Genomic DNA, 24,309 nt, shown 5'->3' with positions numbered 1-24,309 from the left:
TAGCGGATTTTGAGGTGGCAAGCGCTGGCGAGTCCGGCGCCTGCCACCGAATGTCTGTTTGCTCTTTGTGATTTACCCGGCACCCGAACGAGGGCTGCCACGCTCTTTGGAGAATTTCCATGCAGAACCAAAAAATCCGTATCCGCCTGAAGGCCTTCGACTATCGTTTGATCGACCAGTCGGCTGCTGAAATCGTCGAAACCGCCAAGCGCACGGGCGCTATCGTCAAGGGCCCGGTGCCCCTGCCGACGCGCATCGAGCGTTTCGACATCCTGCGTTCGCCGCACGTCAACAAGACGTCGCGCGATCAGCTCGAAATCCGCACGCACCAACGCCTGATGGACATCGTCGATCCGACGGACAAGACCGTCGACGCGCTGATGAAGCTGGACCTGCCGGCAGGTGTCGACGTCGAGATCAAGCTGCAGTAAGGCTTACGGGCGACTTTGCTCTCGAAAGCCCCGCCAATGCTGGATCTGGTGGGGCTTTTGTTATGCGATTTAGCAACACTTGTCAAGCGATAAAAGCTCGTCTATAATGGCGGGCTCAAGTGTAGTTTTGAAAAGATGGCCCACATCCGTGGTCCATCCTTTTGTCATTTAGCCCCGGCCAATCGCAGTCGGGAATGGAGAAAATCATGAGCCTTGGCCTTGTCGGTCGCAAGGTTGGCATGACGCGTATTTTCACGGACGACGGCGATTCGATTCCCGTTACCGTGCTCGACGTGTCTAACAACCGTGTGACGCAAATCAAGACGGATGAAACGGACGGCTATACCGCCGTTCAAGTTACTTTCGGTAAGCGTCGCGCCACGCGCGTGACCAAAGCCGCCGCCGGTCACTACGCGAAAGCGGGTGTCGAAGCCGGTGAAATCCTGAAGGAATTCCGCGTCGAAGCTGCTAAAGCTGCTGAATTGCAGCCGGGCGCAGCCGTTGGCGTTGATCTGTTCCAAGTAGGCCAGAAGGTCGACGTGCAAGGCGTGTCGATCGGTAAGGGTTACGCCGGTACGATCAAGCGTTACAACTTCGCATCGGGCCGTGCCTCGCACGGTAACTCGCGTTCGCACAACGTTCCGGGTTCGATCGGTATGGCGCAGGATCCGGGTCGTGTTTTCCCGGGTAAGCGCATGACGGGTCACATGGGTGACGCGACGACGACGGTGCAGAATCTCGAAATCGCGCGCATTGACGCTGAACGTGGCCTGCTCTTCGTGAAGGGTGCCGTTCCGGGCGCCAACGAAGGCAAGGTTTTCGTGACCACGGCTGTCAAGGCCAAACTCGCGAAGGGAGCGTAACAATGGAACTGAAGCTCCTGAATGAGCAAGGTCAGGAAGGCGCTGCGGTCAACGCGTCGGACGTCGTGTTCGGTCGTGACTACAACGAAGCGCTGATCCACCAAGTGGTTGTGGCTTATCAAGCCAACGCCCGCAGCGGCAATCGTGCGCAAAAAGACCGTGAACAGGTCAAGCACACGACCAAGAAGCCGTGGCGTCAGAAGGGTACGGGCCGCGCTCGTGCCGGTATGTCGTCGAGCCCGTTGTGGCGCGGCGGTGGCCGTATCTTCCCGAATTCGCCGGAAGAAAACTTCACCCACAAAATCAACAAGAAGATGTACCGCGCCGGTGTGTGCTCGATTCTGTCGCAGCTCGCCCGTGAAGGTCGTCTGGTAGTGGTCGACGACATCAAGATTGATGCCCCGAAGACCAAACTGCTCGCTGAAAAGATCAAGGCCATGGGCCTCGATTCGGTGCTGCTGATCACGGATACCGTGGACGAGAACCTGTTCTTGGCCTCGCGCAATCTGGCTCACTTCGCTGTCACCGAGCCGCGTTTCGCCGACCCGCTGTCGCTCATCTACTTCAAGAAGGTGTTGCTGACGAAGGGCGCGATCGCCAAGATTGAGGAGATGCTGTCATGAGCGACGTGCGTAAAAACGACCATCGTCTGATGCAGGTCCTGCTCGCGCCGGTGATCTCCGAAAAGGCGACGCTGGTGGCCGACAAGAACGAGCAAGTGGTGTTCCAAGTTGCACGTGACGCGAACAAGCAAGAAGTGAAGGCTGCTGTTGAGCTTCTCTTCAAAGTGGAAGTCGAGTCGGTGCAAATCCTGAACCGCAAGGGCAAGCAAAAGCGCTTTGGCCGTTTCATGGGTCGTCGCGACCATGAGAAGAAGGCCTACGTCAGCCTGAAGCCGGGTCAGGAAATCAATTTTGAAGCGGAGGCCAAGTAATCATGGCACTCGTCAAAACTAAGCCGACATCGCCGGGCCGCCGTGCCCTGGTCAAGGTCGTCAACAAGGATCTGCATAAGGGCAAGCCGTTCGCCCCGCTGCTGGATACCAAGAGCAAGACCGCCGGCCGTAACAACAACGGTCACATCACCACCCGTCACATGGGTGGCGGTCATAAGCAACATTACCGTATCGTCGATTTCCGTCGTAACAAGGACGGCATTCCGGCGAAGGTTGAGCGTCTGGAATATGACCCGAACCGCAGCGCGAACATCGCACTGCTTTGCTACGCCGATGGCGAGCGTCGTTACATCATTGCTCCGCGCGGTCTGACCGTCGGCCAGCAAGTGGTGAGCGGCTCGGAAGCGCCGATCAAGGCTGGCAATGCACTGCCGATCCGCAACATTCCGGTCGGTACCACGATCCACGGCATCGAAATCCTGCCGGGCAAGGGCGCGCAAATCGCTCGTGCCGCGGGTACCTCGGCAATGCTGCTGGCACGTGAAGGTGTGTACGCTCAGGTGCGTCTGCGTTCGGGTGAAATCCGTCGCGTGCACATTGAGTGCCGCGCCACCATCGGTGAAGTCGGTAACGAAGAGCACAGCCTGCGCCAATTGGGCAAGGCCGGTGCAAAGCGTTGGCGCGGTATTCGCCCGACCGTTCGCGGTGTGGCGATGAACCCGGTGGATCACCCGCACGGTGGTGGTGAAGGTCGTACGGCTGCTGGTCGTCATCCGGTCAGCCCGTGGGGTCAGCATACCAAGGGTAAGCGTACCCGCTCGACCAAGCGCACCGACAGCATGATTGTTCAGCGTCGCAAGAAGCGTTAAGGAGCTAGCAAATGACTCGTTCTGTTAAAAAAGGTCCGTTTTGCGACGCTCATCTGCTGAAGAAAGTGGAAGCGGCTGCTGCATCGCGGGACAAGAAGCCGATCAAAACCTGGTCGCGTCGTTCGACCGTTCTGCCCGATTTCATCGGTTTGACGATTGCTGTGCATAACGGCCGTCAACACGTGCCGGTGTACGTGACGGAAAACATGGTCGGCCACAAGCTGGGTGAGTTCGCACTTACCCGTACCTTCAAAGGCCATGCGGCCGACAAGAAGGCGAAGAAATAAGGGGCCCGATCATGGAAGTGAAAGCAATTCATCGCGGTGCTCGTATCTCGGCGCAGAAGACGCGTCTGGTCGCTGACCAGATTCGTGGCCTGCCGCTCGAACGTGCACTGAATGTCCTGACCTTCTCGCCGAAGAAGGCCGCTGTCATCATCAAGAAGGTGCTCGAGTCGGCAATCGCCAACGCCGAGCACAATGAAGGTGCTGACATCGACGAGCTGCGCGTTAAGGGCATCTTCGTTGACAAGGCGACCTCGCTCAAGCGTTTCACCGCGCGCGCCAAGGGCCGTGGTAACCGCATCGAGAAGCAATCCTGTCACATCACTGTGACGCTGGGTAACTAAGGGGTCACGATGGGACAGAAAATTCATCCGACTGGCTTCCGCTTGGCCGTCAGTCGTAACTGGTCTTCGCGTTGGTACGCGAACAACCAGAATTTCGCTCAGATGTTGCAGGAAGACATCGGCGTTCGCGATTACCTGAAGAAGAAGCTGAAGAACGCTTCGGTTGGCCGCGTCATCATCGAGCGTCCGGCCCGTAATGCCCGCATTACGATTTTCAGCTCGCGTCCGGGCGTTGTGATCGGCAAGAAGGGCGAGGACATCGAAATCCTCAAGGCCGAACTGCAAAAGCGCATGGGCGTGCCGGTTCACGTGAACATCGAAGAAATCCGCAAGCCGGAAACCGATGCGCAACTGATCGCCGACTCGATCGCTCAGCAGCTTGAGCGCCGTATCATGTTCCGTCGCGCAATGAAGCGCGCGATGCAGAACGCGATGCGTCTGGGTGCCCAAGGCATCAAGATCATGAGCGCTGGCCGTCTGAACGGTATCGAAATCGCCCGTACCGAATGGTATCGCGAAGGCCGTGTGCCCCTGCACACCCTGCGCGCCGACATCGACTACGCGACCTCGGAAGCGAAGACGACCTACGGCATCATCGGTATCAAGGTGTGGGTGTACAAGGGTGACACGCTGGGCCGCAACGACGCTCCGGTGGCTGAAGAGCCGGCCGAAGAAAAGCGTCCGCGCCGCAACGCGCGTCCGGGCGACCGTCGCCCCCGTCGTGACGACGCTGGCGATAAGGCCGGTGCGAAGCGCGGTGGTGCACGCCGTCCGGCTGGCAAGCCTGAAGGCGACGCCAAGACTGGAGAATAATCATGCTGCAACCGAAACGCAGAAAGTATCGTAAAGAGCAGAAGGGCCGTAACACTGGCGTCGCCACCCGTGGCAACGAAGTGTCGTTCGGCGAATTCGGTCTCAAGGCGGTCGGTCGCGGTCGTCTGACGGCTCGTCAGATTGAAGCCGCTCGTCGCGCCATGACCCGTCACATCAAGCGTGGTGGCCGTATCTGGATTCGCATTTTCCCGGATAAGCCGATCTCGCAAAAGCCGGCCGAAGTGCGTATGGGTAACGGTAAGGGTAACCCTGAGTACTACGTCGCCGAGATTCAACCGGGCAAGATGCTGTACGAGATGGACGGTGTTGATGAAGCACTGGCACGCGAGGCGTTCCGCCTGGCTGCCGCTAAGCTGCCGATTCAGACGACGTTCTTCGTCCGTCGCCTTGGCGCTTGATTGGAGAGATTGAAATGAAAGCATCCGAACTTCGTGCCAAGGATCCCGTCGCTCTGAACAATGAGCTGTCGGATCTGCTGAAGGCCCAATTCGGTCTTCGCATGCAAGCGGCCACCCAACAGCTGAGCAACACCAGCCAGCTGAAGAAGGTGCGCAAGGACATCGCGCGTGTGCGTACCGTGTTGACTGAGAAGGCGAGCCAGAAATGAACGATACCGCTAAGACCTCGCTGAAGCGTACCCTCGTGGGTAAGGTTGTCAGCGACAAGATGGACAAGACGGTTACCGTGCTGGTCGAGCGTCAAATGAAGCACCCGCTCTACGGCAAGTACATTGTGCGTTCGAAGAAGTATCACGCGCACGATGAAACCAACCAGATCAAGGAAGGCGATACGGTCGAGATTCAAGAAACTCGTCCGCTGTCGAAGACCAAGGCCTGGACGGTTTCCCGTCTCGTGGAAGCCGCCCGCATCATCTAAGGCGCGCTGAAGCGAAGGCTGACTTGCAAGTCCGGAATTATCGATGTATAATTCCGGACTTTCCGCTTCTTTCGCCAAAACCGGTCTTTGGTTTCGCAAGGGAGTGGATGGCTTCCGAGGCTGATTCGTATCCTCTACGAGTCGTGTTGAGGTAGCAAGGTTGTCCACTTTTGAACGACTCAACCCAAACGGCATCCTTTGATGCTGACGGGGACCAAGACTGACCGACGCCCTGGTGTCGGATTAAGTTGGGAAGATAACACCATGATTCAAACTGAAACCCGGCTCGAAGTGGCCGACAACACCGGTGCGCGTGAAGTGATGTGCATCAAGGTGCTGGGCGGCTCCAAGCGTCGTTACGCCGGCATTGGCGACATCATCAAGGTCAGCGTGAAAGACGCTGCGCCGCGTGGTCGCGTCAAGAAGGGCGAAATTTACAATGCAGTGGTCGTGCGTACCGCCAAGGGCGTGCGTCGCCAAGACGGCTCGCTGGTCAAATTCGACGGCAACGCCGCCGTGCTGCTGAACACCAAGCTCGAGCCGATCGGCACCCGTATCTTCGGACCGGTTACGCGTGAACTGCGTACCGAACGCTTCATGAAGATCGTGTCGCTGGCCCCGGAAGTGCTGTAAGGAGCCGACACATGAACAAGATTCGCAAGGGTGACCAGGTCATCGTGCTGACGGGTAAGGACAAGGCCAAGCGTGGCACGGTCCTGGCCATTGATGGCGACAAGTTGGTCGTCGAGGGCGTGAACGTTGCTAAGAAGCACGTCAAGCCGAACCCGATGAAGGGCACGCAAGGTGGCGTGGTCGACAAGACGATGCCGATCCACGTTTCGAACGTGGCGCTGGTGGATGCCAATGGCAAGCCGTCGCGTGTGGGCATCAAGGTCGAAGACGGCAAGAAGGTCCGCTTCCTCAAGACGACCGGTGCTACGGTCGTCGGTGCCTAAGTCGCAGGGAGTATAGAAAATGGCCCGTTTGCAAGAGTTCTACAAAGACAAGGTTGTTGCCGCTCTGACGACTCAGTTCGGTTACAAGTCTGTCATGGAAGTGCCGCGTATCACCAAGATCACCCTGAACATGGGCCTTGGTCAAGCGGTTGCTGACAAGAAGATCATTGAACACGCCGTTGGCGATCTGACGAAAATTGCCGGCCAAAAGCCGGTGGTGACGAAGGCTCGCAAGGCTATCGCCGGTTTCAAGATCCGCGAAGGTTACCCGATCGGTACGATGGTGACGTTGCGCGGTGAGCGTATGTTCGAATTCCTGGATCGTTTCATCACCGTGGCTCTGCCGCGCGTGCGTGACTTCCGCGGTATTTCGGGTCGTGCGTTCGACGGTCGTGGCAATTACAACATCGGTGTGAAGGAACAGATCATCTTCCCCGAAATCGAGTACGACAAAATCGACGCGCTGCGTGGGCTGAACATCAGCATCACCACCACCGCGAAGACTGACGAAGAAGCCAAGGCTCTTCTGTCGGCGTTCAAATTCCCGTTCCGTAACTGAGGTAATCGTGGCTAAACTGGCACTTATCGAACGCGAAAAGAAACGCGCCCGTCTGGCGCAGAAATTTTCTGCCAAGCGCGACGCCCTCAAAGCGATCATCGAAGACACCAGCAAGTCGGAAGACGAGCGTTATGAAGCACGTCTGGCGCTGCAACAGCTGCCGCGTAACGCCAACCCGACGCGTCAACGCAATCGTTGCGAACTGACTGGCCGTCCGCGCGGAACCTTCCGCAAATTCGGCCTGGCCCGTAACAAGATCCGTGAAATCGCCTTCCGTGGCGAAATCCCGGGCGTGACCAAAGCTAGCTGGTAATAGGAGAAGCACCATGAGCATGAGCGATCCTATCGCCGATATGCTGACCCGCATCCGCAACGCTCAGATGGTTGAGAAGGCATCCGTGAAGATGCCCTCGTCCAAGCTGAAGGTCTCGATCGCCAAAGTCCTGAAGGACGAAGGCTACATCGAAGACTTCGCGGTTGAGGCAGAAGAAACCAAGCCGGTGCTGAACATCGCACTGAAGTACTACGCTGGCCGTCCTGTGATTGAGCGCCTCGAGCGCGTGTCGCGTCCGGGTCTGCGTGTGTACAAGAGCCGCAACGAGATCCCGCAGGTCATGAATGGCCTCGGCGTTGCAATCGTCTCGACCCCGAAGGGCGTGATGACCGATCGCAAAGCACGCGCCACCGGCGTGGGCGGCGAAGTCATCTGCTACGTCGCCTAACCGAGGAGAGTTTAAATGTCTCGCGTAGGTAAGAGTCCTATTGCACTGCCGAAGGGCGTTGACGCAACGCTGACTGGCAATGTGCTGACGATCAAGGGCGCCCTGGGTTCGTTGACCCGCGGCATCAACACCCTCGTGAACGTCAAGATTGAAGACGCCACCATCACCTTCGCCCCGGCTGACGAAAGCCGTGAAGCGAATGCGCTGTATGGTACGGAACGTGCACTGGTCAACAATATGGTGACTGGTGTGAGCAAGGGTTTCGAGAAGAAGCTGCAACTCGTTGGCGTGGGTTATCGCGCCAAGGCTGACGGTAACAACCTGAAGCTTGAGCTGGGTTTCTCGCACGATGTTGTGCACGCCATGCCGGAAGGTGTTAAGGCGGAAACCCCGACGCAAACGGAGATCATCATCAAAGGCGTTGATAAACAACGCATCGGACAAGTGGCTGCGGAAGTTCGCGGTTACCGTCCGCCCGAGCCCTACAAGGGTAAGGGTGTCCGCTATGCGGACGAAGTGGTGATCCTCAAGGAAACCAAGAAGAAGTAAGGGTGCGAAACATGGACAAGAAACAATCACGTGTGCGCCGCGCTCGCCAGACTCGTATCAAGCTGGCAGCTCAAAAGGTGCATCGCCTTTCCGTGCATCGCACCAACGTGCACATTTACGCGCAAGTTTTCTCGGAAGACGGCACGCAAGTGCTGGCCAGCGCTTCGACGCTGGAAGCCGAAGTGCGCAAGGAACTGGGCGACAAGGAAGGCAAGGGCGGAAACGCTGCTGCTGCTGCGCTGATCGGCCGTCGTATCGCCGAGAAGGCGAAGGCTGCCGGCATCGAAAGCGTCTCTTTCGACCGCTCGGGCTTCCGCTATCACGGTCGCGTCAAGGCTTTGGCCGACGCTGCCCGTGAAGCCGGCCTCAAGTTCTAAGTAAGGATCCGTCATGGCAAAGATGCAAGCGAAAGTTCAGGCTGACGAACGCGACGACGGCCTTCGCGAGAAGATGATTTCGGTCAACCGCGTCACGAAAGTGGTGAAGGGTGGTCGTATTCTCGGTTTTGCCGCGTTGACCGTGGTTGGTGACGGCGATGGCCGCATCGGCATGGGCAAAGGCAAAGCGAAGGAAGTCCCGGTTGCCGTTCAAAAGGCAATGGAACAAGCCCGCCGCAATATGTTCAAGGTCGCCCTGAAGAATGGCACCCTGCAACATAACGTTCTCGGCCAGCATGGCGCCTCGCGCGTCCTGATGTCGCCGGCGAAAGACGGTACCGGCGTTATCGCTGGTGGCCCGATGCGTGCGGTGTTCGAGGTGATGGGCGTGACCAACGTGGTGACGAAGAGCCTTGGCTCGACGAACCCGTACAACCTGGTCCGCGCCACGCTCGACGGCCTGAAGAAACAATCGACTCCTGCTGACATCGCCGCTAAGCGTGGCAAGTCGGTGGAAGAGATCCTCGGCTAAGGGTGATCAATATGTCGCAGCAACAAACTGTGAAAGTCAAGCTGGTCAAGAGCCTGATCGGTACGCGCGAAGAACATCGTGCAACCGTTCGCGGTCTCGGCCTGCGTCGCCTCAATTCGACGTATGAGTTGCAGGACACGCCCGCTGTGCGGGGCATGATCAACAAGGTCTCGTACCTTGTGAAGATCGTCGACTGAGCGAGGGCAAAATGGAATTGAATTCGATTAAGCCGGCAGAAGGCGCTAAACACGCCAAGCGCCGCGTTGGCCGTGGCATCGGTTCGGGTCTGGGTAAAACCGCCGGCCGTGGTCACAAGGGTCAGAAGTCGCGTTCGGGCGGCTTCCACAAGGTGGGCTTCGAAGGCGGTCAAATGCCGCTGCAACGTCGTCTGCCGAAGCGTGGCTTCAAGTCGCTGACGCGCCGTTTCGTGGGCGAAGTTCGCCTGTCGGACCTGAACAACCTGCCGGTCGACGAAATCGATCTGTTGGTTCTGAAGCAGGCCGGTCTGGTGAGCGAGCTGTCGTTGTCGGCCAAGATCATCGCCGCTGGCGAGATCACCCGCAAGGTCGTTGTGAAGGGTCTGGGCGTCACCAAGGGTGCGCTCACGGCAATTCAGGCGGCTGGCGGTTCGGTCGCAGAGTAAGTTAGGACACCCCGGAGCCATCATTGGCCAAGTCTCCTAATCTCGCTAAGCCTGGTACGCAGGGCCCGAAGTATGCGGATCTGCGCCGGCGGCTGGTTTTCCTGCTGCTGGCGTTGATCGTCTACCGTATTGGTGCGCATATCCCGGTGCCGGGCATCGACCCCGATCAGCTGGCGCAGCTGTTCCAGCGCCAGTCGGGCGGGATCCTGGGCATGTTCAACATGTTCTCGGGCGGTGCGTTGTCGCGTTTCACGATCTTCGCGCTCGGGATCATGCCGTACATCTCGGCGTCGATCATCATGCAGTTGCTGGCGATGGTTTCGCCACAATTGGAAGCCTTGCGTAAGGAAGGCCAAGCCGGCCAACGCAAGATCACGCAGTACACCCGGTATTTCACGGTGGTGCTTGCGCTCTTCCAGGCAGCTGCAATCGCGGTGACGTTGGAAAGCGAGCCGGGGCTCGTCGTTGATCCAGGCATGATGTTCCGCCTGACGACGGTGATCACGCTCGTAACCGGCACGATGTTCCTGATGTGGCTCGGTGAGCAGATCACTGAACGCGGCCTCGGTAACGGTATCTCGATCATCATCTTTGGTGGTATCGCGGCCGGTTTGCCGAATGCTGTGGGCGGCCTGTTTGAGCTTGTCGGTACTGGTTCGATTGGTCCGTTCTCGGCGATCGTGATCTGTGCGCTCGTTGTGCTCGTGACGTTCTTCGTCGTGTTTGTGGAACGGGGTCAGCGCAAGATTCTGGTGAATTACGCCAAACGTCAGGTGGGCAACAAGGTATACGGTGGTCAAGCATCGCACCTGCCGCTCAAGCTGAATATGGCTGGTGTGATTCCGCCGATCTTTGCGTCGTCGATCATCCTGTTCCCGGCAACGATCGCGAACTGGTTCGGCGCAGGTGACAACACGCGTTGGCTCAAGGACATCGCGGCCAAGTTGTCGCCGGGTCAGCCGATCTACGTGATGCTCTATGCTTTGGCAATCGTGTTTTTCTGCTTCTTCTACACCGCACTGGTGTTCAACAGCAAAGAAACAGCCGAGAACCTGAAGAAGAGCGGCGCGTTTGTGCCGGGTATCCGTCCGGGCGACCAGACGGCACGGTACATCGACAAGATCTTGACGCGTCTGACGCTGGCTGGTGCAGCTTATGTCACCCTGGTGTGTCTGCTGCCCGAGTTCCTGGTGTTGCGCTGGAACGTCCCGTTTTATTTTGGCGGAACGTCACTGCTGATCATCGTCGTGGTCACGATGGATTTCATGGCGCAAGTGCAGTCGTATGTGATGTCGCAACAGTATGAGTCGCTGCTCCGCAAGGCGAATTTCAAGGGCGGCAATAACATGACGCTTCGCTGATCATCTGGGATCATGTCGAAAGACGACGTTATTCAAATGCAGGGTGAGGTCCTTGAAAACCTCCCCAATGCCACCTTCCGGGTGAAACTGGAAAATGGCCATGTAGTACTCGGACACATTTCCGGCAAGATGCGGATGCATTACATCCGCATCCTTCCCGGAGATAAGGTGACGGTTGAGTTGACGCCCTACGATCTGTCGCGTGCGCGGATCGTCTTCCGGGCGAAGTGATTAGAGAGAGGGAATTGTCATGAAAGTTTTGGCATCTGTTAAGTGTCTGTGCCGCAATTGCAAGATTGTGAAGCGCAAAGGCGTAGTGCGCGTGATTTGCAGCACGGATCAACGCCACAAGCAACGTCAGGGCTAATCGGCCTTTAACGCTATTTAGTTGGGGAATTACGAATGGCTCGTATTGCAGGGGTTAACATCCCGAACCACCAGCACACGGAAATCGGCCTGACGGCTATTTACGGTGTCGGTCGCACGCGCGCTCGCCAGATTTGCGAAGCCGCTGGTGTGCCGTTCTCGAAGAAGGTCAAGGACCTCGACGACAACGATCTCGAAAAGCTGCGTGACCAAGTCGGTCAGCTGACGGTTGAAGGCGACCTGCGCCGTGAAGTGACCATGAGCATCAAGCGCCTGATGGACTTGGGCTGCTATCGTGGTCTGCGTCACCGCAAGGGCCTGCCGGTCCGCGGCCAGCGCACCCGTACCAATGCGCGTACCCGCAAGGGCCCGCGTAAGGCCGGCGTCTCGCTGAAGAAGTAACCAGAGGATAGGAAACTCATGGCTAAGCAACAGAACAACGCCGCTTCACAGCGCGTTCGCAAGAAGGTCAAGAAGAGCGTTGCTGAAGGCGTCGTGCACGTCCACGCTTCGTTCAACAACACCATCATCACGATCACCGATCGTCAGGGCAACGCACTGGCATGGGCGACTTCGGGTGGCCAGGGCTTCAAGGGTTCGCGTAAATCGACCCCGTTTGCTGCCCAGGTTGCTGCTGAATCGGCTGGCCGCGTGGCGCTGGAATACGGCGTGAAGAACCTGGAAGTTCGCATCAAGGGCCCGGGCCCGGGTCGCGAATCCGCGGTTCGTGCACTGAATGCGCTGGGTATCAAGATCACGGCCATCTCGGACGTGACGCCGGTCCCGCACAACGGCTGCCGCCCGCCGAAGCGTCGTCGTATCTAAGACGCTTTAGAAAATCCTGCTATAATCGCGGGTTCGCGCACGGTCTCGGCCGTGCGCGAAGCAATTTCTAAGACCACCGTCCGGTACATCGGTACCGGACTTGCGTAGTGGACAAGGCGCCGCTGCGTCAAATTTTGAGATAAAGGAACAACCGTGGCACGTTATATCGGCCCGAAGGCCAAACTCTCCCGTCGTGAAGGTACTGACCTCTTCCTGAAGAGCGCACGTCGCTCGCTCGCCGACAAGTGCAAGCTGGATAGCAAGCCGGGTCAGCATGGCCGCACCTCGGGTGCTCGTACGTCCGACTACGGCAACCAACTGCGCGAAAAGCAGAAGGTCAAGCGTATTTACGGCGTGCTCGAGCGTCAGTTCCGTCGTTATTTCGCGGAAGCCGATCGTCTGAAGGGCAACACGGGTGAAAACCTGCTGCAAGTGCTCGAGTCGCGTCTGGACAACGTCGTCTATCGCATGGGTTTTGGTTCGACGCGCGCTGAAGCGCGCCAGCTGGTTGGCCACAAGGCCGTCGTGCTGAACGGTGTTGTCGCCAACATCCCGTCGATCAAGGTCAAGCCGGGTGATGTGATCACCGTGCGCGAAAAGGCCAAGAAGCAAGTGCGTATTCAAGAATCGCTGACGCTGGCAGAACAAGTCGGTTTCCCGATCTGGGTTTCGGTTGACGCCAAGAAGATGGAAGGCACTTTCAAGGCACTGCCGGAACGTAGCGATATCGCGGGCGACATCAACGAAAGCCTGATCGTCGAATTGTATTCGCGTTAATCCAAACGCTGACGCGCCTCACGGCGCGTTTGCGTTCCGTGCAGGTTTGTCACCCATCAGCCTTATCGGTGTAACGAGCCGAGGGTATTGAAAAGGAAACCTATGCAAAACAGTTTATTGAAGCCCAAGATCATCGAGGTTGAAGAAGTCGGTGAGCATCACGCCAAAGTTGTGATGGAGCCGTTCGAACGTGGTTACGGCCACACCTTGGGCAATGCGCTGCGCCGCGTGCTGTTGTCGTCGATGCTCGGCTATGCGCCGACCGAAGTGACGATCGCTGGCGTCGTGCATGAATACTCCACCATCGACGGCGTTCAGGAAGATGTTGTCAACTTCCTGCTGAACCTGAAGGGTGTTGTGTTCAAGCTGCATAACCGTGACGAAGTCACCGTTACGCTGCGCAAGGATGGTGAAGGTGTGGTGCGTGCTTCGGATATCGAACTGCCGCACGACGTCGAACTGATCAACCCCGATCACGTGATTGCACATCTGGCCAAGGGCGGTAAGCTCGACGTCCAGATCAAGATTGAAAAGGGTCGTGGTTATGTCCCGGGTAACGTGCGCCGTTATGGCGATGATTCGGCCAAGGTAATTGGTCGTATCGTCCTCGACGCGTCGTTCTCGCCGGTCAAGCGTGTGAGCTATGCGGTCGAATCGGCCCGCGTGGAACAGCGTACCGACCTGGACAAGCTCGTGATGAACATCGAAACCAACGGTGTTGTGTCGCCGGAAGAAGCGATCCGTCAATCGGCTCGCATCCTCGTCGACCAACTGTCGGTGTTCGCTGCGCTGGAAGGCACGGAAGCCGCCAGCGAAGCGCCGTCGCGTGCGCCGCAGATCGATCCGATCCTGCTGCGTCCGGTGGACGATCTCGAGTTGACGGTGCGTTCGGCCAACTGCTTGAAGGCCGAAAACATCTACTACATCGGCGACCTGATCCAACGTACCGAGAACGAATTGCTCAAGACCCCGAATCTGGGTCGCAAGTCGCTCAACGAGATCAAGGAAGTGCTGGCCTCGCGTGGTCTCACGCTGGGCATGAAGCTCGAAAACTGGCCGCCGGCTGGTCTCGAGAAGTAAGTTGTGAAGACATGGCCGCCTTCGGGCGGCCGTGTTGCAACAAAAGTGCGGTGCGTCGGAGTGATCCGATACGGCCGTTTGTAACGACACCGGCCCGCGGTGGTTGTCACCGATAGAAGAGCTTGGTCGAAAAACTCTGTTTAAAGGAAAGTTGAAATGCGTCACCGTCATGGTTTGCGTAAACTGAATCGTACGAGCAGCCACCGTCTGGCAATGCTCCGTAACATGTCGAACTCGCTGATTGAACACGAAGCGATCAAGACCACCCTGCCGAAGGCCAAGGAACTGCGTAAGGTCGTCGAGCCCCTCATCACCCTGGGCAAGAAGGACTCGCTGGCTAACCGCCGCCTGGCTTTCAACCGCCTGCGTGATCGTGACTCGGTGTCGAAGCTGTTCAACGTGCTCGGCCCGCGCTTTGCAACCCGTCCGGGTGGCTATCTGCGTATCCTGAAGATGGGTTTCCGCGTTGGCGATAACGCCCCGATGGCGTTCGTCGAACTGCTGGACCGTCCGGAAGTTGATACGGAAGCGCCGGAAGTTGCTGAGTAAGTGACTTGCGCAACGGACCTTCGGGTACCGTGAGCTGTAAGAGAGAAGCCAGGTCATTGACCTGGCTTTTTTCATTTGAGGTGTTGTCCGAACCCCGCAGCAGATATCTCCGGAATAACGGCCTGTCTGCGCAGATTGCTTGTGGCCGGTGTACAGTGAACAATCGCTACGTTTGACCGGTCTATTGCACACTATGGATGCCCTTCTTATCGTCATGACGACGTTTCCCGACGAGGCCAGTGCCGAGGCAGCTATCGACGGCATGCTGGCTGCGCAGTTGGCGGCTTGTGTGCAGCAGATGGCCCCGGTGCGCTCAAGTTATCGTTGGCAAGGCAAGCGCGAGACGAGTGTTGAAGTGCCACTCATGATCAAGACGAGCGCCGCGCGTTACACGGCGCTCGAGCAGTTCATCAAGGAACACCATCCCTACGACGTGCCGGAAATCGTGGCGTGGCCCGCGACGGCCGCGTTGCCCGCGTACGCGCGCTGGGTTGAGGATGAGACTCGGGGGAAGTTGCATGTCTGAATCGACGATCGTAGCTGGGCCGGTATTTGCCCGGCATGACGACGTGTCCATGGCTCGCGTGGATGGCCACTCGGGACGAGTGCTCAACGGCGTGCGAAGGGGGCTGGCATTCTGGGTCTTTGCATGGCTTTGTACTGCACTGCTGCTACTGACGGCCGGTGTCGGCCGCGCCCATGCCGCCGACGATTTCCTCGATCCGGATGTTGCCTTCAAGGTATCGAAGTCGGAGCAACCCGGTGCGGTGCTGCTTCATTTTGAAGTTGCCAAAGGCTACTACCTCTATCGTGAGCGCTTCGCCTTCGCCGCCGATAACGCCAACGTCAAGCTCGGGACCCCTGAATTCCCGAAAGGGGAGGTCAAGCATGACGAGACCTTCGGCAAGGATATGGAGGTCTATCACGAGCCCATCGACGTCCGGATTCCAGTCACTGGGGCTACGGCCCCCTTCTCGCTGACGGTGACGATGCAGGGCTGTGCGGACAAGGGGTTGTGCTATCCGCCGATGGACAAGCCGTTCAAGATCTCGGCGGCCGTCGGTAGCGCGGAGGGCGGCGGCGGTGCCGGCGCTAGCGGCGGAGCGTTGTCGATGTCATCGCAAACCGCTGTCGGTCCGGCCACGCAGGCGCTGCTCGGCGCCAAGCCCGCGGCGGCGACGCCTAATGCGAACGCTGCGGCGCCAAGCGGTTCGGGTGGCGGCTGGCTCTCGGCGCGCGACGATTACAGCGAAGCCGAGCGCATTCTCTCGGGTGGCAGCTTCCTGCTGGCGTTGGGGATCTTCTTCGCACTGGGCGTTGGGTTGGCCTTTACGCCGTGTGTCTTGCCGATGGTGCCTATCCTGTTGTCGATCGTCGCAGGTCAGGAGGCCAGTCGCGGCAAGGCAGTGCGCCTGGCAATCGCCTACGTGCTCGGTATGGCCATCGTGAACACCGTGATCGGTGTGGCGGCGGGCTTGCTCGGGCAAGGCCTCATCGCGTTTCTTCAGGCGCCCTGGGTGCTCGCGCTGTTTGCGTTGTTGATGGTGATTCTGTCGCTCTCGATGTTCGGCATGTACGAGATTCAGTTGCCGTCGGCGTTGCGTGAGCGTATCGACGATGCCGCCCGCAAACAGAAATCGGGGCAGTGGGTGGGGGCGGCGATGATGGGTATCCTGTCCGGCCTGATCGTCAGCCCGTGTGTGACAGCACCGCTTGCCGCTGCGCTTGCCTTCATTGCCAAGACGGGAGATGCCGTCTTTGGTGGCGCCACGCTCTTCGCCCTGTCGCTGGGTATGGGCTTGCCGCTGGTGATTCTGGCCGGTGGTGGTGGCACGTTGCTGCCGCGCGCCGGCGCATGGATGGATGGTGTGAAGCGGTTCTTCGGCTTCCTGCTGCTGGGTGTCGCGCTGTGGATCGTGCGTCCGTTGCTGTCGACACAAGTCTTGCTGCTCGGGTGGGGGGTGTTGCTGCTGGTGGCCGCGACGTTCATGCGCGTCTTCGACACCTTGCCCGATGGTGTGAGCGGTACTCGGCGCCTGCTCAAAGGACTCGGTGTTGCGGTTGCGCTGCTCGGGGCCGTGGCATTGGTGGGCGCTGCCGCAGGCGCACGCGACCCGTTGGCTCCGCTGGCTGGTTTGTCGGCCGCTGCGTCGGGACGTGCCGGTGCCGGTGCGCAGACCGCTGAGGGTGTGAAATTCCAGCGTGTGCGAAGTGTTGCCGAACTCGATCAGGTCGTTGCCGCCGCTGGCCGGCCGGTCATGTTCGACTTCTATGCTGATTGGTGCATCAGTTGCAAGGAGATGGAGCGGTTCGTGTTCACTGATCCACGCGTGAAGGCGCGCCTTGATCAGATGGTGCTCGTGCAAGCCGACGTTACGGCAAACAATGCCGACGATCAGGCGTTGCTCAAGCGCTTTGCGTTGTTCGGCCCGCCCGGGATTATCTTCTTCGATGGCAAGGGCGCTGAGGTGGCGGGTTCGCGTGTGATCGGTGCGCAGTCAGCCGATCAATTCCTGCGCAGTCTGGATAAGGCCTACGGTCCGGCAGCGTAACAGGATCAGGATCAGGATCAGGATCAGGATCAGGGGATGCGAGGTCGAGTCTGCTGCGCTGAATGCCACGAAGGTGGCCGTTCAGACCGCTACATAAACAAACAGCTAGTCCGTCACCGGACTAGCTGTTTGTCTTTCGTCTGCGAGAACTTGAGCGGATGGCGCAACCGGTGGCCGACGCCTCCTCGTCTTCTACTCAGTCGAGTCAGGCTTGTGCGCGAATCAGGCGCGCTGCGTCGAGTGCGAAGTAGGTCAGGATGCCGTCGGCCCCTGCGCGCTTGAAGGCGAGCAGCGACTCCATCATCACCTTGTCGTGATCGAGCCAGCCATTCTGGGCAGCGGCCTTCAACATCGCGTATTCGCCGCTGACCTGATAGGCATACGTCGGGTAGCGGAACTCATCCTTCACGCGGCGCACGATGTCGAGGTACGGCATGCCGGGTTTGACCATGACCATGTCCGCACCTTCTTCGATATCGAGCGCCACTTCACGCAGCGCTTCGTCCGAATTGGCCGGATCCATCTGGTAGGTCATCTTGTTGCCCTTGCCGAGATTCGATGCCGAACCGACGGCGTCGCGGAACGGGCCGTAAAAGGCCGACGCGTACTTGGCCGCGTAAGCCATGATGCGCGTGTGAATATGTCCGGCGGCTTCGAGGGCTTCCCGGATGGCGCCGATGCGGCCATCCATCATGTCGGACGGTGCGACGATGTCCACGCCAGCTTCTGCCTGCGTGAGGGCTTGCTTAACGAGGATCGCGGTCGTTACGTCGTTGATGACGTAGCCGTTTTCATCGAGCACGCCGTCTTGACCGTGGCTGGTGTACGGATCGAGGGCCACGTCGGTGAGCACACCGAGATCGGGGAAGTTGCGTTTGATCTCGCGCACGGCGCGTGGGATCAGACCTTCGGGGTTGGTCGCTTCGATACCGTCGGGCGTCTTGAACGACGCGTCGATATTCGGGAAGAGCGCAATGACGGGCACGCCGAGCGTGACACACGTATCGGCCACACGCAGCAGCTCGTCGACCGAGACGCGCTCGACGCCCGGCATCGAGTCGACAGCCTCGCGGCGGTTCTGACCTTCGAGCACGAACACCGGATAGATCAGGTCGTCACAGGTCAGGTGGTTTTCACGCATCAGGCGGCGTGAGAAGTCATCGCGTCGCATGCGGCGCGGGCGAAGCAGGGGATAGGAACTCATGCGATCGGTCCTTTGGACGGGGAATAGCGCGTCTGAAAATTCCGTGTTTCGTCGGGTAAAGACGTCCCGAAAAGGCGTTGCCGTTGCGATCGGCTCAACGATTCCGTAAGGAGGAAAGCGCGCAAAAAAGGCCGCTTGCCGGGAAACTTTCGGACGCATGGTATATCATACCAACCGGATGTTCGCACTGTGTGTGGCGTCCCCCGCTTCTCCTCCCTGAGCGGGCGCCTGTCGTTCTACGATAAGGCTCATTTAAACCCGCCGTGCCTACACGGCGGTTTTTTTATGTGCGCTCGCTTTATCGCACCAACTACTGCATCCAATGCCCCGGAAATCGGGCGCGTACAGGCATCTCGGTCAATCCCGATATCTTCGTGTGCCCCCTCATCCGTTCGGTTGAGGCAGCGACCGCCGTCCTGATTTTCTTTACGTTGACCCAACCGACCACGCCGCTGGCCGCGACGATATGTCGCGCCCGGCGGGCTCGTGCGTCATCTACCTTTGGGTTTTGGCAGCGTGGTGCCGAATCGTGCTGGAGGGCGAAATTACTGAGACACGCTCATTTCTTCGCGGATTCGCGCGGCGGAATGGCGAGCCAGTCTTCGAGCACGCGTTGCGCGGCTTCGACACCGGTGCGCTTGAGCGACGAGAACAGCTGCGCAGTGAACTGGGGCAGCGTGTTGGGATCGTCCGCCGGGAGTCCGTCGGTGCGCTGAAGGGCGTTCAGACGCTTCTGGGTGTCGCGCAGGACGACCGTGGCTTCCTGACGGGTGAGCTTGTCGGCTTTGGTCAGCAATACGTGGATTGGGCGTCCGGTTGGCAGGAACCAGTCGATCAGTTCGCAATCGAGATCCGTGAACGGTCGACGCGAGTCCATCACCAGCACCAGGCCGCGTAGTTGCGGACGTTGCACCAGATAATCGCCAAGCAGTTGCTGCCAGTGCACTTTCACGCCGCCGCCGACTTCGGCATAGCCGTAGCCGGGCAGGTCGACGAGATAGCCGTAGAGGTGCTCGAGGTGGGCAATCTCGAAGTAATTGATGTGCTGCGTGCGGCCCGGCGTCTTACTGGAGAAGGCCAGCCGCTTCTGATTGCACAGGATGTTCAGCGCGCTGGATTTGCCCGCGTTCGAGCGACCCGCGAAGGCGACCTCGGGCACGGCCGTGGGCGGCAGATCGCGCAGATGATTGACGGTCGTAAAGAAGCGGGCTTGATGAAGTAGGGACATGACAGGAACCGGGGAGCGCCGCAGCCACAGGAGATGGGCTGGCAACGCGGGCGCAGGGGGCGCAGAACGATGAGTAGGGATGCTGCCGGCCAAAGCCCGGGAAGCCCCGCTCTGCGGCCTTCTACATGGAATCCCCTAAAGTCGGGGAAAGACTTTATTGTACAATACGAAAGTTAACCTTGGCCTTGCCAAGGCTTGTCCGAACGTCTCGCACGCCGTGAGGTTGGAGGAGAAACACGGCGCCGGACGGTGAGTTCGAACGACCGATTTCCCGACAAAACAGATATAAGGTGTGCGAATGAACCGAGGAGTGTGGAAGTCTCTCGCTGCAACACCATTGGCGCTGGCATGCTTTCTACTGAGCGGCGCAGGACAAGCCGCCGAGCCTCAGGCGTCAGCCAAACCAGACTTGAACCGGGGACAGGCAATTGCCAGTCAGGTCTGCGCATCGTGCCACGCGGCAGACGGTAACAGCACCGGTGGTGCTTATCCGAAAATCGCCGGCCAGCACGCTGAATACCTCTACAAGCAACTGACCGACTTCAAGGCGCAGCCCGGCAAGACACCGGCGCGCAACAATCCCATCATGGCCGGTATGGTCGCTGCGCTGTCCGATCAGGATATGCGCAACGTGTCCGCTTATTTCGCGTCGCAAACCGAGAAACCGGGCGCTGCGCGCAACAAGGACACCGTGCCGTTGGGCGAAAAGATTTTCCGTGGCGGTATTGCAGAGAAAGGCGTACCCGCCTGCGCTGCCTGCCACGGTCCGGCCGGTGCCGGCATGCCGTCGCAATACCCGCGCCTCGGCGGCCAGTGGGCCGATTACACCGCTGCACAACTCGTGGCCTTCCGTGACGAAACGCGTCTGAACAACGCGCCGATGCATGCTGTTGCATCGCGACTGTCGGACAAGGAAATCAAGGCAGTCGCGGATTACATCGCCGGTTTGCGCTGATCGGTAAGGTCTGCCCTGACATCGTGTTAGCGTCGGGGTATATTCGCTGACTTATAACGAAACCAGCTCCGTCGCCGCAGGGTGACGGGATAGAACTGGTTTAGCATACACAGGGTGGCGGGCGCGTGAAAAACGCGCTCCCGCCCTTTTTTGTTGCCGGAAACAGGATGAGTATCAGTACTTCGGGAATGCAGATCAAAAGCGCGCAGCGATGGGTGCGCGACGGTGTCGAACTGGTCAGTTCGATGCGTTTTGCCATCAGCCTGCTCACCGTGCTTGCGATCGCCAGCATTGTCGGCACCGTGCTCAAGCAAGGCGACCCCTACCCCAACTACGTCAATCAGTTCGGCCCGTTCTGGGCCGACGTCTTCCGCTCGCTCGGCCTTTATAAGGTCTACAGCTCGTGGTGGTTTCTGCTGATCCTCTTCTTCTTGATGGCGTCGACGACGCTGTGCGTTGTGCGCAACGCGCCGAAGATGATCGCGGACATCCGCAGCTGGCGCGACCACGTGCGTGAAGGCAGCCTGCGCGCCTTCGGTCACAAGGGCGAGTTCTCCGGCCCGACGCCGCGCGCCGAGCTGCTGCCCAGACTGACGGGCTTTCTGGGGCGTCGCGGTTACCGCTTCGTCGTGCGCGATCGCGATGGGGCGACGCTCGTTGCCGCGAAGGCCGGGGCGATCAACAAGATCGGCTACATCTTCGCGCACAGCGCCATCGTGATCATCTGTCTGGGTGGTCTGGTCGACAGCGATCTGCTCACCCGCATGCAGATGGCCCTGTTCGGCAAGTCGCCGTTGCAAGGCAACGCGGTCATTGCACAGATTCCCGAGGAACATCGCCTGTCGTCGAGCAACCCCGCGTTCCGGGGCTACGCATTCGTGCCCGAGGGCGGCAAATCGACGACCGCGATTCTGAATTTTCAGGACGGCTCGGTCGTGCAGGACCTGCCCTTCTCCATCGAGTTGAAGAAATTCCACGTCGACTATTACTCGACGGGCATGCCCAAGCTCTTCGCGAGCGACATCGTGGTGACCGATCCCGAGACCGGCAAGTCGATGGATGCCACGGTGAAGGTCAACGAGCCCTTCATCTATAAGGGTGTCGCGATCTATCAGTCGAGCTTTGAAGATGGCGGCAGCAAGCTCAAGCTCACTGGCTACCCCATGCGCGGCGCGTCCGACAAGACGTTCGCCTTTTCAGGCGACATCGGCGGTTCCACGCAGTTGAAGGGCGGCGCGGCGGCCAAAGACGAATACACCGTCGAATTCAGCGATTTCCGCGCGATCAACGTCGAGAACATCAGCAATGGCAGCGGCCAGCAGGACGTACGCGGCGTGGCCCGTAAATCGTTCCGCGACGATCTGAGTGCACAACTGGGGTCGGGCGCGAAAACCGATCTGAACAAGGACTTGCGCAACGTCGGTCCGTCGGTGCAGTACAAGGTGCGCGACCGCAGCGGGCAGGCGAAGGAATACCGCAACTACATGCTGCCGATTCTGGTGGAAGACGGGCAGCGAGTGTTCATGACGGGCGTGCGCGACACCCCGGACGGCCCGTTCCAGTACTTGCGCATTCCGGCCGACGAAGACGGCTCCGTCAAACAATGGATGCTGCTGCGCGCAGCCCTTCAGGATGACGGAGCCCGGGTGGAAGCCGCGCGCCGTTTCGCGGCCCAATCGCTGCCGTCGCAGACCTCGGCGGAACTGCGTGGCCAATTGCAGGAAAGCGCCAAGCGTGAGCTTGACCTGTTTGCCGGTGCCATTCCGGCCAGCGCGAATGGCCACGCGACGGGCGGGCTGCAAGCGATCGCCGAGTTCGTGAGCGAGAAGGTGCCGCAGGAGCAGCAATCGAGTGCGGCCGACATGTTCCGGCGTATCCTCGACGGCACGATCTGGCAACTCTGGCAGGTCGCGCGCGAGCAGGCGGGCCAACCGGCCGCAACACCGACGCCGGACAACGAGCGTTTCGTGCACACGGCAACCAACGCGCTGTCGGACAACTTCCTGTACGACGCGCCGGTGTTCCTGCAACTCGACTCATTCGATCAGATTCAAGCGAGCGTCTTCCAGCTCACGCGCTCGCCCGGCAAGAAGATCGTGTATCTTGGCAGTCTGCTGCTGGTACTCGGCATCTTCTCGATGTTTTACGTACGTGAACGACGTCTCTGGCTGTGGGTGAAAGACACTCCTGACGGCGGCAGCTCGGTCATGATGGCAGCGTCGACCACACGTCGTACGCTGGATTTCGACAAGGAATTCGCCCGCACGAAGGCGGAGTTGGACGCGATCGTCACAAAACGATGAAGGTGAGAGACATGGAGTTATCGCAAGGCTATTCAGACGTCTCGTGGCTGCGCCGGCGCAGTATCGGTGACTGGCTGTTCGCACTGGCGCTGGCGATTGGGGCGGGCTTCGCGCTCAATCGCTACGGCCATTTTATGGATTACTACGAGCACACGATTCTGGTGCTCTCGGTGCCGACTTTCGCGGTATTGGGTTGGCACTGGCGCTCGGTGCGCTGGTTGATGGCGGGTATCGCGATTCTTGCGCTCTCCGGCATCGGGCTCTATCACCACGATCTGGCCCGCGCCGATCAGGCGTTCTTCCTGAAGTATTTCCTCTCGAGTCAGTCGGCCATCCTCTGGATGAGCGCGCTGTTCTTCCTGGCGACACTGTTCTATTGGGGCGGCTTGCTGGCGCGCTCGCCGTTCGGCGCGAGCGTCGGGTCGGCACTGTGTTGGGCGGCAGTGTTGCTCGGGTTCACCGGCATGATGGTGCGCTGGTACGAGTCGTATCTGGTGGGCGCTGACGTTGGGCACATCCCGATCTCGAACCTGTATGAGGTGTTCGTCCTCTTCTGTCTGATCACGTCGCTGTTCTACCTGTACTACGAGCAACACTATGCGACGCGCGCCCTCGGCCCGTTCGTGCTGTTGGTCATCAGCGCCGCGGTGGGCTTCAATCTCTGGTACAGCGTGGCACGCAGTGCCTACGAGATTCAACCGCTCGTGCCTGCGCTGCAAAGCTGGTGGATGAAGATCCACGTACCGGCTAACTTCATCGGTTACGGCACGTTTGCGCTGGCGGCCATGGTGGCGGTGGCCTATCTGCTCAAGTCCGGCGAGCAAAAGCGTAACGTTGCAGCGGGCAAGGCGATCGACAGTGGTTTCTTCTCGTCACGCCTGCCGTCGCTCGAATTGCTCGACGACGTGATGTACAAGGCGATTGCCGTGGGCTTCGCGTTCTTCACGATTGCCACGATTCTCGGCGCACTGTGGGCGGCCGATGCCTGGGGCGGTTACTGGAGCTGGGACCCGAAGGAAACCTGGGCACTGATCGTGTGGCTGAACTACGCGGCGTGGCTGCACATGCGCCTGATGAAGGGGCTGCGTGGCGTGGTGGCGGCATGGTGGTCGCTGACGGGCCTGCTGATCACGACGTTCGCGTTCCTCGGTGTGAACATGTTCCTGTCGGGCCTGCATAGCTACGGACAGCTCTGACGTGTCATCCACGTGTCGATACGGCCAGCAGTCGCAGTACACGGCCGGTCGATGCGTGAAGTAAAAAAGCCGCCGCGCGAAATGCGCAGGCGGCTTTTTTATTGGGCGGCGCTTCGGTTTGCCGCCCCGTGTGTGCGGGCGTCGGCAAACCGGAGGAGATCGGTCCGCTCAGACTGGTT

The 24,309-nt window shown here is 59.3% G+C and carries 36 protein-coding genes; 34 read left to right on the top strand and 2 right to left on the bottom strand.

Annotated elements, in window-relative coordinates:
- Positions 1 to 119: 119 nt before the first annotated feature.
- The 31 genes from rpsJ to dsbD all read left to right on the top strand — a co-directional run bounded on the left by rpsJ (position 120) and on the right by dsbD (position 17,244).
- Positions 120 to 431, top strand: coding sequence for a 30S ribosomal protein S10 (gene rpsJ / locus CDV46_RS01655; protein ID WP_010804138.1), 312 nt, complete (start codon positions 120 to 122; stop codon positions 429 to 431).
- A 206-nt stretch (positions 432 to 637) separates the two neighbouring features.
- Positions 638 to 1,294: a 50S ribosomal protein L3 gene (rplC, locus tag CDV46_RS01650; protein ID WP_058376383.1), complete on the top strand. Its 657-nt coding sequence runs from the start codon at positions 638 to 640 to the stop codon at positions 1,292 to 1,294.
- A gap of 2 nt (positions 1,295 to 1,296) precedes the next feature.
- Complete coding sequence (gene rplD / locus CDV46_RS01645) at positions 1,297 to 1,917, top strand: 50S ribosomal protein L4 (protein ID WP_058376382.1); 621 nt, start codon at positions 1,297 to 1,299, stop codon at positions 1,915 to 1,917.
- Positions 1,914 to 2,228, top strand: coding sequence for a 50S ribosomal protein L23 (gene rplW, locus CDV46_RS01640; RefSeq protein ID WP_058376381.1), 315 nt, complete (start codon positions 1,914 to 1,916; stop codon positions 2,226 to 2,228). The genes rplD and rplW overlap by 4 nt, the downstream gene beginning before the upstream one ends.
- A gap of 2 nt (positions 2,229 to 2,230) precedes the next feature.
- Positions 2,231 to 3,058, top strand: a complete 828-nt coding sequence (gene rplB / locus CDV46_RS01635; RefSeq protein WP_058376380.1) for a 50S ribosomal protein L2 — start codon at positions 2,231 to 2,233, stop codon at positions 3,056 to 3,058.
- Between the two features lie 11 nt (positions 3,059 to 3,069).
- Positions 3,070 to 3,345 carry a 30S ribosomal protein S19 gene (rpsS, locus tag CDV46_RS01630; protein WP_010804133.1) on the top strand — a complete coding sequence of 92 codons (276 nt, stop codon included), beginning with the start codon at positions 3,070 to 3,072 and terminating at the stop codon, positions 3,343 to 3,345.
- A gap of 11 nt (positions 3,346 to 3,356) precedes the next feature.
- The gene (rplV, locus tag CDV46_RS01625; RefSeq protein ID WP_058376379.1) at positions 3,357 to 3,686 is read left to right on the top strand and encodes a 50S ribosomal protein L22; all 330 of its coding nucleotides are present in this window, start codon (positions 3,357 to 3,359) and stop codon (positions 3,684 to 3,686) included.
- A 9-nt stretch (positions 3,687 to 3,695) separates the two neighbouring features.
- Positions 3,696 to 4,499, top strand: coding sequence for a 30S ribosomal protein S3 (gene rpsC / locus CDV46_RS01620; RefSeq protein ID WP_058376378.1), 804 nt, complete (start codon positions 3,696 to 3,698; stop codon positions 4,497 to 4,499).
- Positions 4,500 to 4,501: 2 nt separating this feature from the next.
- Positions 4,502 to 4,918 carry a 50S ribosomal protein L16 gene (gene rplP / locus CDV46_RS01615; protein WP_010804130.1) on the top strand — a complete coding sequence of 139 codons (417 nt, stop codon included), beginning with the start codon at positions 4,502 to 4,504 and terminating at the stop codon, positions 4,916 to 4,918.
- 14 nt (positions 4,919 to 4,932) lie between these two features.
- Positions 4,933 to 5,127 carry a 50S ribosomal protein L29 gene (rpmC, locus tag CDV46_RS01610; protein WP_058376377.1) on the top strand — a complete coding sequence of 65 codons (195 nt, stop codon included), beginning with the start codon at positions 4,933 to 4,935 and terminating at the stop codon, positions 5,125 to 5,127.
- On the top strand, positions 5,124 to 5,396 hold the full coding sequence (gene rpsQ / locus CDV46_RS01605; protein ID WP_039374937.1) for a 30S ribosomal protein S17: 273 nt from the start codon (positions 5,124 to 5,126) through the stop codon (positions 5,394 to 5,396). The genes rpmC and rpsQ overlap by 4 nt, the downstream gene beginning before the upstream one ends.
- Before the next feature lie 264 nt (positions 5,397 to 5,660).
- Positions 5,661 to 6,029 (top strand): 50S ribosomal protein L14, encoded by a 369-nt coding sequence (rplN, locus tag CDV46_RS01600; protein ID WP_010804127.1) that lies wholly within the window; start codon positions 5,661 to 5,663, stop codon positions 6,027 to 6,029.
- 11 nt (positions 6,030 to 6,040) lie between these two features.
- Positions 6,041 to 6,352, top strand: coding sequence for a 50S ribosomal protein L24 (gene rplX, locus CDV46_RS01595; RefSeq protein ID WP_058376376.1), 312 nt, complete (start codon positions 6,041 to 6,043; stop codon positions 6,350 to 6,352).
- 19 nt (positions 6,353 to 6,371) lie between these two features.
- Positions 6,372 to 6,911 carry a 50S ribosomal protein L5 gene (gene rplE / locus CDV46_RS01590; RefSeq protein WP_058376375.1) on the top strand — a complete coding sequence of 180 codons (540 nt, stop codon included), beginning with the start codon at positions 6,372 to 6,374 and terminating at the stop codon, positions 6,909 to 6,911.
- Between the two features lie 7 nt (positions 6,912 to 6,918).
- Entirely contained in the window at positions 6,919 to 7,224 is a 306-nt protein-coding gene (gene rpsN / locus CDV46_RS01585; RefSeq protein ID WP_058376374.1) for a 30S ribosomal protein S14, read from the top strand.
- Between the two features lie 13 nt (positions 7,225 to 7,237).
- Positions 7,238 to 7,633: a 30S ribosomal protein S8 gene (gene rpsH, locus CDV46_RS01580; protein ID WP_087686308.1), complete on the top strand. Its 396-nt coding sequence runs from the start codon at positions 7,238 to 7,240 to the stop codon at positions 7,631 to 7,633.
- 15 nt (positions 7,634 to 7,648) lie between these two features.
- On the top strand, positions 7,649 to 8,182 hold the full coding sequence (rplF, locus tag CDV46_RS01575) for a 50S ribosomal protein L6 (protein WP_087721615.1): 534 nt from the start codon (positions 7,649 to 7,651) through the stop codon (positions 8,180 to 8,182).
- A gap of 11 nt (positions 8,183 to 8,193) precedes the next feature.
- Positions 8,194 to 8,559, top strand: a complete 366-nt coding sequence (rplR, locus tag CDV46_RS01570; protein ID WP_039393713.1) for a 50S ribosomal protein L18 — start codon at positions 8,194 to 8,196, stop codon at positions 8,557 to 8,559.
- 13 nt (positions 8,560 to 8,572) lie between these two features.
- Entirely contained in the window at positions 8,573 to 9,091 is a 519-nt protein-coding gene (gene rpsE, locus CDV46_RS01565; protein WP_058376372.1) for a 30S ribosomal protein S5, read from the top strand.
- Between the two features lie 11 nt (positions 9,092 to 9,102).
- The gene (gene rpmD, locus CDV46_RS01560; RefSeq protein ID WP_058379946.1) at positions 9,103 to 9,288 is read left to right on the top strand and encodes a 50S ribosomal protein L30; all 186 of its coding nucleotides are present in this window, start codon (positions 9,103 to 9,105) and stop codon (positions 9,286 to 9,288) included.
- Between the two features lie 11 nt (positions 9,289 to 9,299).
- Positions 9,300 to 9,734, top strand: a complete 435-nt coding sequence (gene rplO, locus CDV46_RS01555; protein WP_039393709.1) for a 50S ribosomal protein L15 — start codon at positions 9,300 to 9,302, stop codon at positions 9,732 to 9,734.
- A gap of 23 nt (positions 9,735 to 9,757) precedes the next feature.
- Positions 9,758 to 11,095 (top strand): preprotein translocase subunit SecY, encoded by a 1,338-nt coding sequence (gene secY, locus CDV46_RS01550; protein ID WP_058376371.1) that lies wholly within the window; start codon positions 9,758 to 9,760, stop codon positions 11,093 to 11,095.
- A 12-nt stretch (positions 11,096 to 11,107) separates the two neighbouring features.
- Positions 11,108 to 11,326 (top strand): translation initiation factor IF-1, encoded by a 219-nt coding sequence (infA, locus tag CDV46_RS01545; protein WP_010804116.1) that lies wholly within the window; start codon positions 11,108 to 11,110, stop codon positions 11,324 to 11,326.
- 19 nt (positions 11,327 to 11,345) lie between these two features.
- Positions 11,346 to 11,462, top strand: a complete 117-nt coding sequence (rpmJ, locus tag CDV46_RS01540; RefSeq protein WP_084656468.1) for a 50S ribosomal protein L36 — start codon at positions 11,346 to 11,348, stop codon at positions 11,460 to 11,462.
- 35 nt (positions 11,463 to 11,497) lie between these two features.
- Positions 11,498 to 11,863, top strand: coding sequence for a 30S ribosomal protein S13 (gene rpsM, locus CDV46_RS01535; protein WP_058376370.1), 366 nt, complete (start codon positions 11,498 to 11,500; stop codon positions 11,861 to 11,863).
- A gap of 18 nt (positions 11,864 to 11,881) precedes the next feature.
- Complete coding sequence (gene rpsK, locus CDV46_RS01530) at positions 11,882 to 12,286, top strand: 30S ribosomal protein S11 (protein ID WP_010804113.1); 405 nt, start codon at positions 11,882 to 11,884, stop codon at positions 12,284 to 12,286.
- A gap of 153 nt (positions 12,287 to 12,439) precedes the next feature.
- The gene (rpsD, locus tag CDV46_RS01525; protein WP_058376369.1) at positions 12,440 to 13,063 is read left to right on the top strand and encodes a 30S ribosomal protein S4; all 624 of its coding nucleotides are present in this window, start codon (positions 12,440 to 12,442) and stop codon (positions 13,061 to 13,063) included.
- Positions 13,064 to 13,165: 102 nt separating this feature from the next.
- On the top strand, positions 13,166 to 14,143 hold the full coding sequence (locus CDV46_RS01520; protein WP_058376368.1) for a DNA-directed RNA polymerase subunit alpha: 978 nt from the start codon (positions 13,166 to 13,168) through the stop codon (positions 14,141 to 14,143).
- A 156-nt stretch (positions 14,144 to 14,299) separates the two neighbouring features.
- Complete coding sequence (rplQ, locus tag CDV46_RS01515) at positions 14,300 to 14,692, top strand: 50S ribosomal protein L17 (RefSeq protein WP_058376367.1); 393 nt, start codon at positions 14,300 to 14,302, stop codon at positions 14,690 to 14,692.
- 193 nt (positions 14,693 to 14,885) lie between these two features.
- Entirely contained in the window at positions 14,886 to 15,218 is a 333-nt protein-coding gene (gene cutA, locus CDV46_RS01510) for a divalent-cation tolerance protein CutA (protein WP_087686306.1), read from the top strand.
- Positions 15,211 to 17,244, top strand: a complete 2,034-nt coding sequence (gene dsbD / locus CDV46_RS01505; protein ID WP_254915897.1) for a protein-disulfide reductase DsbD — start codon at positions 15,211 to 15,213, stop codon at positions 17,242 to 17,244. The genes cutA and dsbD overlap by 8 nt, the downstream gene beginning before the upstream one ends.
- Positions 17,245 to 17,449: 205 nt before the next feature.
- Here dsbD and hemB read toward each other — a convergent pair whose 3' ends face one another.
- Positions 17,450 to 18,448, bottom strand: coding sequence for a porphobilinogen synthase (hemB, locus tag CDV46_RS01500; RefSeq protein WP_087686304.1), 999 nt, complete (start codon positions 18,446 to 18,448; stop codon positions 17,450 to 17,452).
- A 559-nt stretch (positions 18,449 to 19,007) separates the two neighbouring features.
- A complete protein-coding gene (gene yihA / locus CDV46_RS01495) occupies positions 19,008 to 19,676 on the bottom strand; it encodes a ribosome biogenesis GTP-binding protein YihA/YsxC (RefSeq protein ID WP_087686303.1) in 669 nt (222 codons plus the stop codon).
- Between the two features lie 298 nt (positions 19,677 to 19,974).
- On the opposite strand from yihA, the gene CDV46_RS01490 reads away from it, so the two are divergent.
- The 3 genes from CDV46_RS01490 to ccsB all read left to right on the top strand — a co-directional run bounded on the left by CDV46_RS01490 (position 19,975) and on the right by ccsB (position 24,130).
- Positions 19,975 to 20,631 (top strand): c-type cytochrome, encoded by a 657-nt coding sequence (locus tag CDV46_RS01490; protein ID WP_087721611.1) that lies wholly within the window; start codon positions 19,975 to 19,977, stop codon positions 20,629 to 20,631.
- Positions 20,632 to 20,798: 167 nt separating this feature from the next.
- On the top strand, positions 20,799 to 22,934 hold the full coding sequence (locus CDV46_RS01485) for a cytochrome c biogenesis protein ResB (protein ID WP_087721609.1): 2,136 nt from the start codon (positions 20,799 to 20,801) through the stop codon (positions 22,932 to 22,934).
- A gap of 11 nt (positions 22,935 to 22,945) precedes the next feature.
- On the top strand, positions 22,946 to 24,130 hold the full coding sequence (gene ccsB, locus CDV46_RS01480; protein WP_087721623.1) for a c-type cytochrome biogenesis protein CcsB: 1,185 nt from the start codon (positions 22,946 to 22,948) through the stop codon (positions 24,128 to 24,130).
- The last annotated feature ends 179 nt before the right edge of the window (positions 24,131 to 24,309 follow it).

This window comes from Pandoraea sp. PE-S2T-3, from assembly GCF_002179965.1.
Classification (GTDB): domain Bacteria; phylum Pseudomonadota; class Gammaproteobacteria; order Burkholderiales; family Burkholderiaceae; genus Pandoraea.
Note: the sequence above shows the minus strand (reverse complement) of the source record. Positions and strands in the feature narration are given on the sequence as shown.

Coding starts and splice junctions, on each gene's coding strand:
- rpsJ (WP_010804138.1), top strand. CDS start 120: ATGCAGAACCAAAAAATCCGTATCCGCCTGAAGGCCTTCGACTATCGT.
- rplC (WP_058376383.1), top strand. CDS start 638: ATGAGCCTTGGCCTTGTCGGTCGCAAGGTTGGCATGACGCGTATTTTC.
- rplD (WP_058376382.1), top strand. CDS start 1,297: ATGGAACTGAAGCTCCTGAATGAGCAAGGTCAGGAAGGCGCTGCGGTC.
- rplW (WP_058376381.1), top strand. CDS start 1,914: ATGAGCGACGTGCGTAAAAACGACCATCGTCTGATGCAGGTCCTGCTC.
- rplB (WP_058376380.1), top strand. CDS start 2,231: ATGGCACTCGTCAAAACTAAGCCGACATCGCCGGGCCGCCGTGCCCTG.
- rpsS (WP_010804133.1), top strand. CDS start 3,070: ATGACTCGTTCTGTTAAAAAAGGTCCGTTTTGCGACGCTCATCTGCTG.
- rplV (WP_058376379.1), top strand. CDS start 3,357: ATGGAAGTGAAAGCAATTCATCGCGGTGCTCGTATCTCGGCGCAGAAG.
- rpsC (WP_058376378.1), top strand. CDS start 3,696: ATGGGACAGAAAATTCATCCGACTGGCTTCCGCTTGGCCGTCAGTCGT.
- rplP (WP_010804130.1), top strand. CDS start 4,502: ATGCTGCAACCGAAACGCAGAAAGTATCGTAAAGAGCAGAAGGGCCGT.
- rpmC (WP_058376377.1), top strand. CDS start 4,933: ATGAAAGCATCCGAACTTCGTGCCAAGGATCCCGTCGCTCTGAACAAT.
- rpsQ (WP_039374937.1), top strand. CDS start 5,124: ATGAACGATACCGCTAAGACCTCGCTGAAGCGTACCCTCGTGGGTAAG.
- rplN (WP_010804127.1), top strand. CDS start 5,661: ATGATTCAAACTGAAACCCGGCTCGAAGTGGCCGACAACACCGGTGCG.
- rplX (WP_058376376.1), top strand. CDS start 6,041: ATGAACAAGATTCGCAAGGGTGACCAGGTCATCGTGCTGACGGGTAAG.
- rplE (WP_058376375.1), top strand. CDS start 6,372: ATGGCCCGTTTGCAAGAGTTCTACAAAGACAAGGTTGTTGCCGCTCTG.
- rpsH (WP_087686308.1), top strand. CDS start 7,238: ATGAGCATGAGCGATCCTATCGCCGATATGCTGACCCGCATCCGCAAC.
- rplF (WP_087721615.1), top strand. CDS start 7,649: ATGTCTCGCGTAGGTAAGAGTCCTATTGCACTGCCGAAGGGCGTTGAC.
- rplR (WP_039393713.1), top strand. CDS start 8,194: ATGGACAAGAAACAATCACGTGTGCGCCGCGCTCGCCAGACTCGTATC.
- rpsE (WP_058376372.1), top strand. CDS start 8,573: ATGGCAAAGATGCAAGCGAAAGTTCAGGCTGACGAACGCGACGACGGC.
- rpmD (WP_058379946.1), top strand. CDS start 9,103: ATGTCGCAGCAACAAACTGTGAAAGTCAAGCTGGTCAAGAGCCTGATC.
- rplO (WP_039393709.1), top strand. CDS start 9,300: ATGGAATTGAATTCGATTAAGCCGGCAGAAGGCGCTAAACACGCCAAG.
- infA (WP_010804116.1), top strand. CDS start 11,108: ATGTCGAAAGACGACGTTATTCAAATGCAGGGTGAGGTCCTTGAAAAC.
- rpmJ (WP_084656468.1), top strand. CDS start 11,346: ATGAAAGTTTTGGCATCTGTTAAGTGTCTGTGCCGCAATTGCAAGATT.
- rpsM (WP_058376370.1), top strand. CDS start 11,498: ATGGCTCGTATTGCAGGGGTTAACATCCCGAACCACCAGCACACGGAA.
- rpsK (WP_010804113.1), top strand. CDS start 11,882: ATGGCTAAGCAACAGAACAACGCCGCTTCACAGCGCGTTCGCAAGAAG.
- CDV46_RS01520 (WP_058376368.1), top strand. CDS start 13,166: ATGCAAAACAGTTTATTGAAGCCCAAGATCATCGAGGTTGAAGAAGTC.
- rplQ (WP_058376367.1), top strand. CDS start 14,300: ATGCGTCACCGTCATGGTTTGCGTAAACTGAATCGTACGAGCAGCCAC.
- cutA (WP_087686306.1), top strand. CDS start 14,886: ATGGATGCCCTTCTTATCGTCATGACGACGTTTCCCGACGAGGCCAGT.
- dsbD (WP_254915897.1), top strand. CDS start 15,211: ATGTCTGAATCGACGATCGTAGCTGGGCCGGTATTTGCCCGGCATGAC.
- hemB (WP_087686304.1), bottom strand. CDS start 18,448: ATGAGTTCCTATCCCCTGCTTCGCCCGCGCCGCATGCGACGCGATGAC.
- yihA (WP_087686303.1), bottom strand. CDS start 19,676: ATGTCCCTACTTCATCAAGCCCGCTTCTTTACGACCGTCAATCATCTG.
- CDV46_RS01490 (WP_087721611.1), top strand. CDS start 19,975: ATGAACCGAGGAGTGTGGAAGTCTCTCGCTGCAACACCATTGGCGCTG.
- CDV46_RS01485 (WP_087721609.1), top strand. CDS start 20,799: ATGAGTATCAGTACTTCGGGAATGCAGATCAAAAGCGCGCAGCGATGG.
- ccsB (WP_087721623.1), top strand. CDS start 22,946: ATGGAGTTATCGCAAGGCTATTCAGACGTCTCGTGGCTGCGCCGGCGC.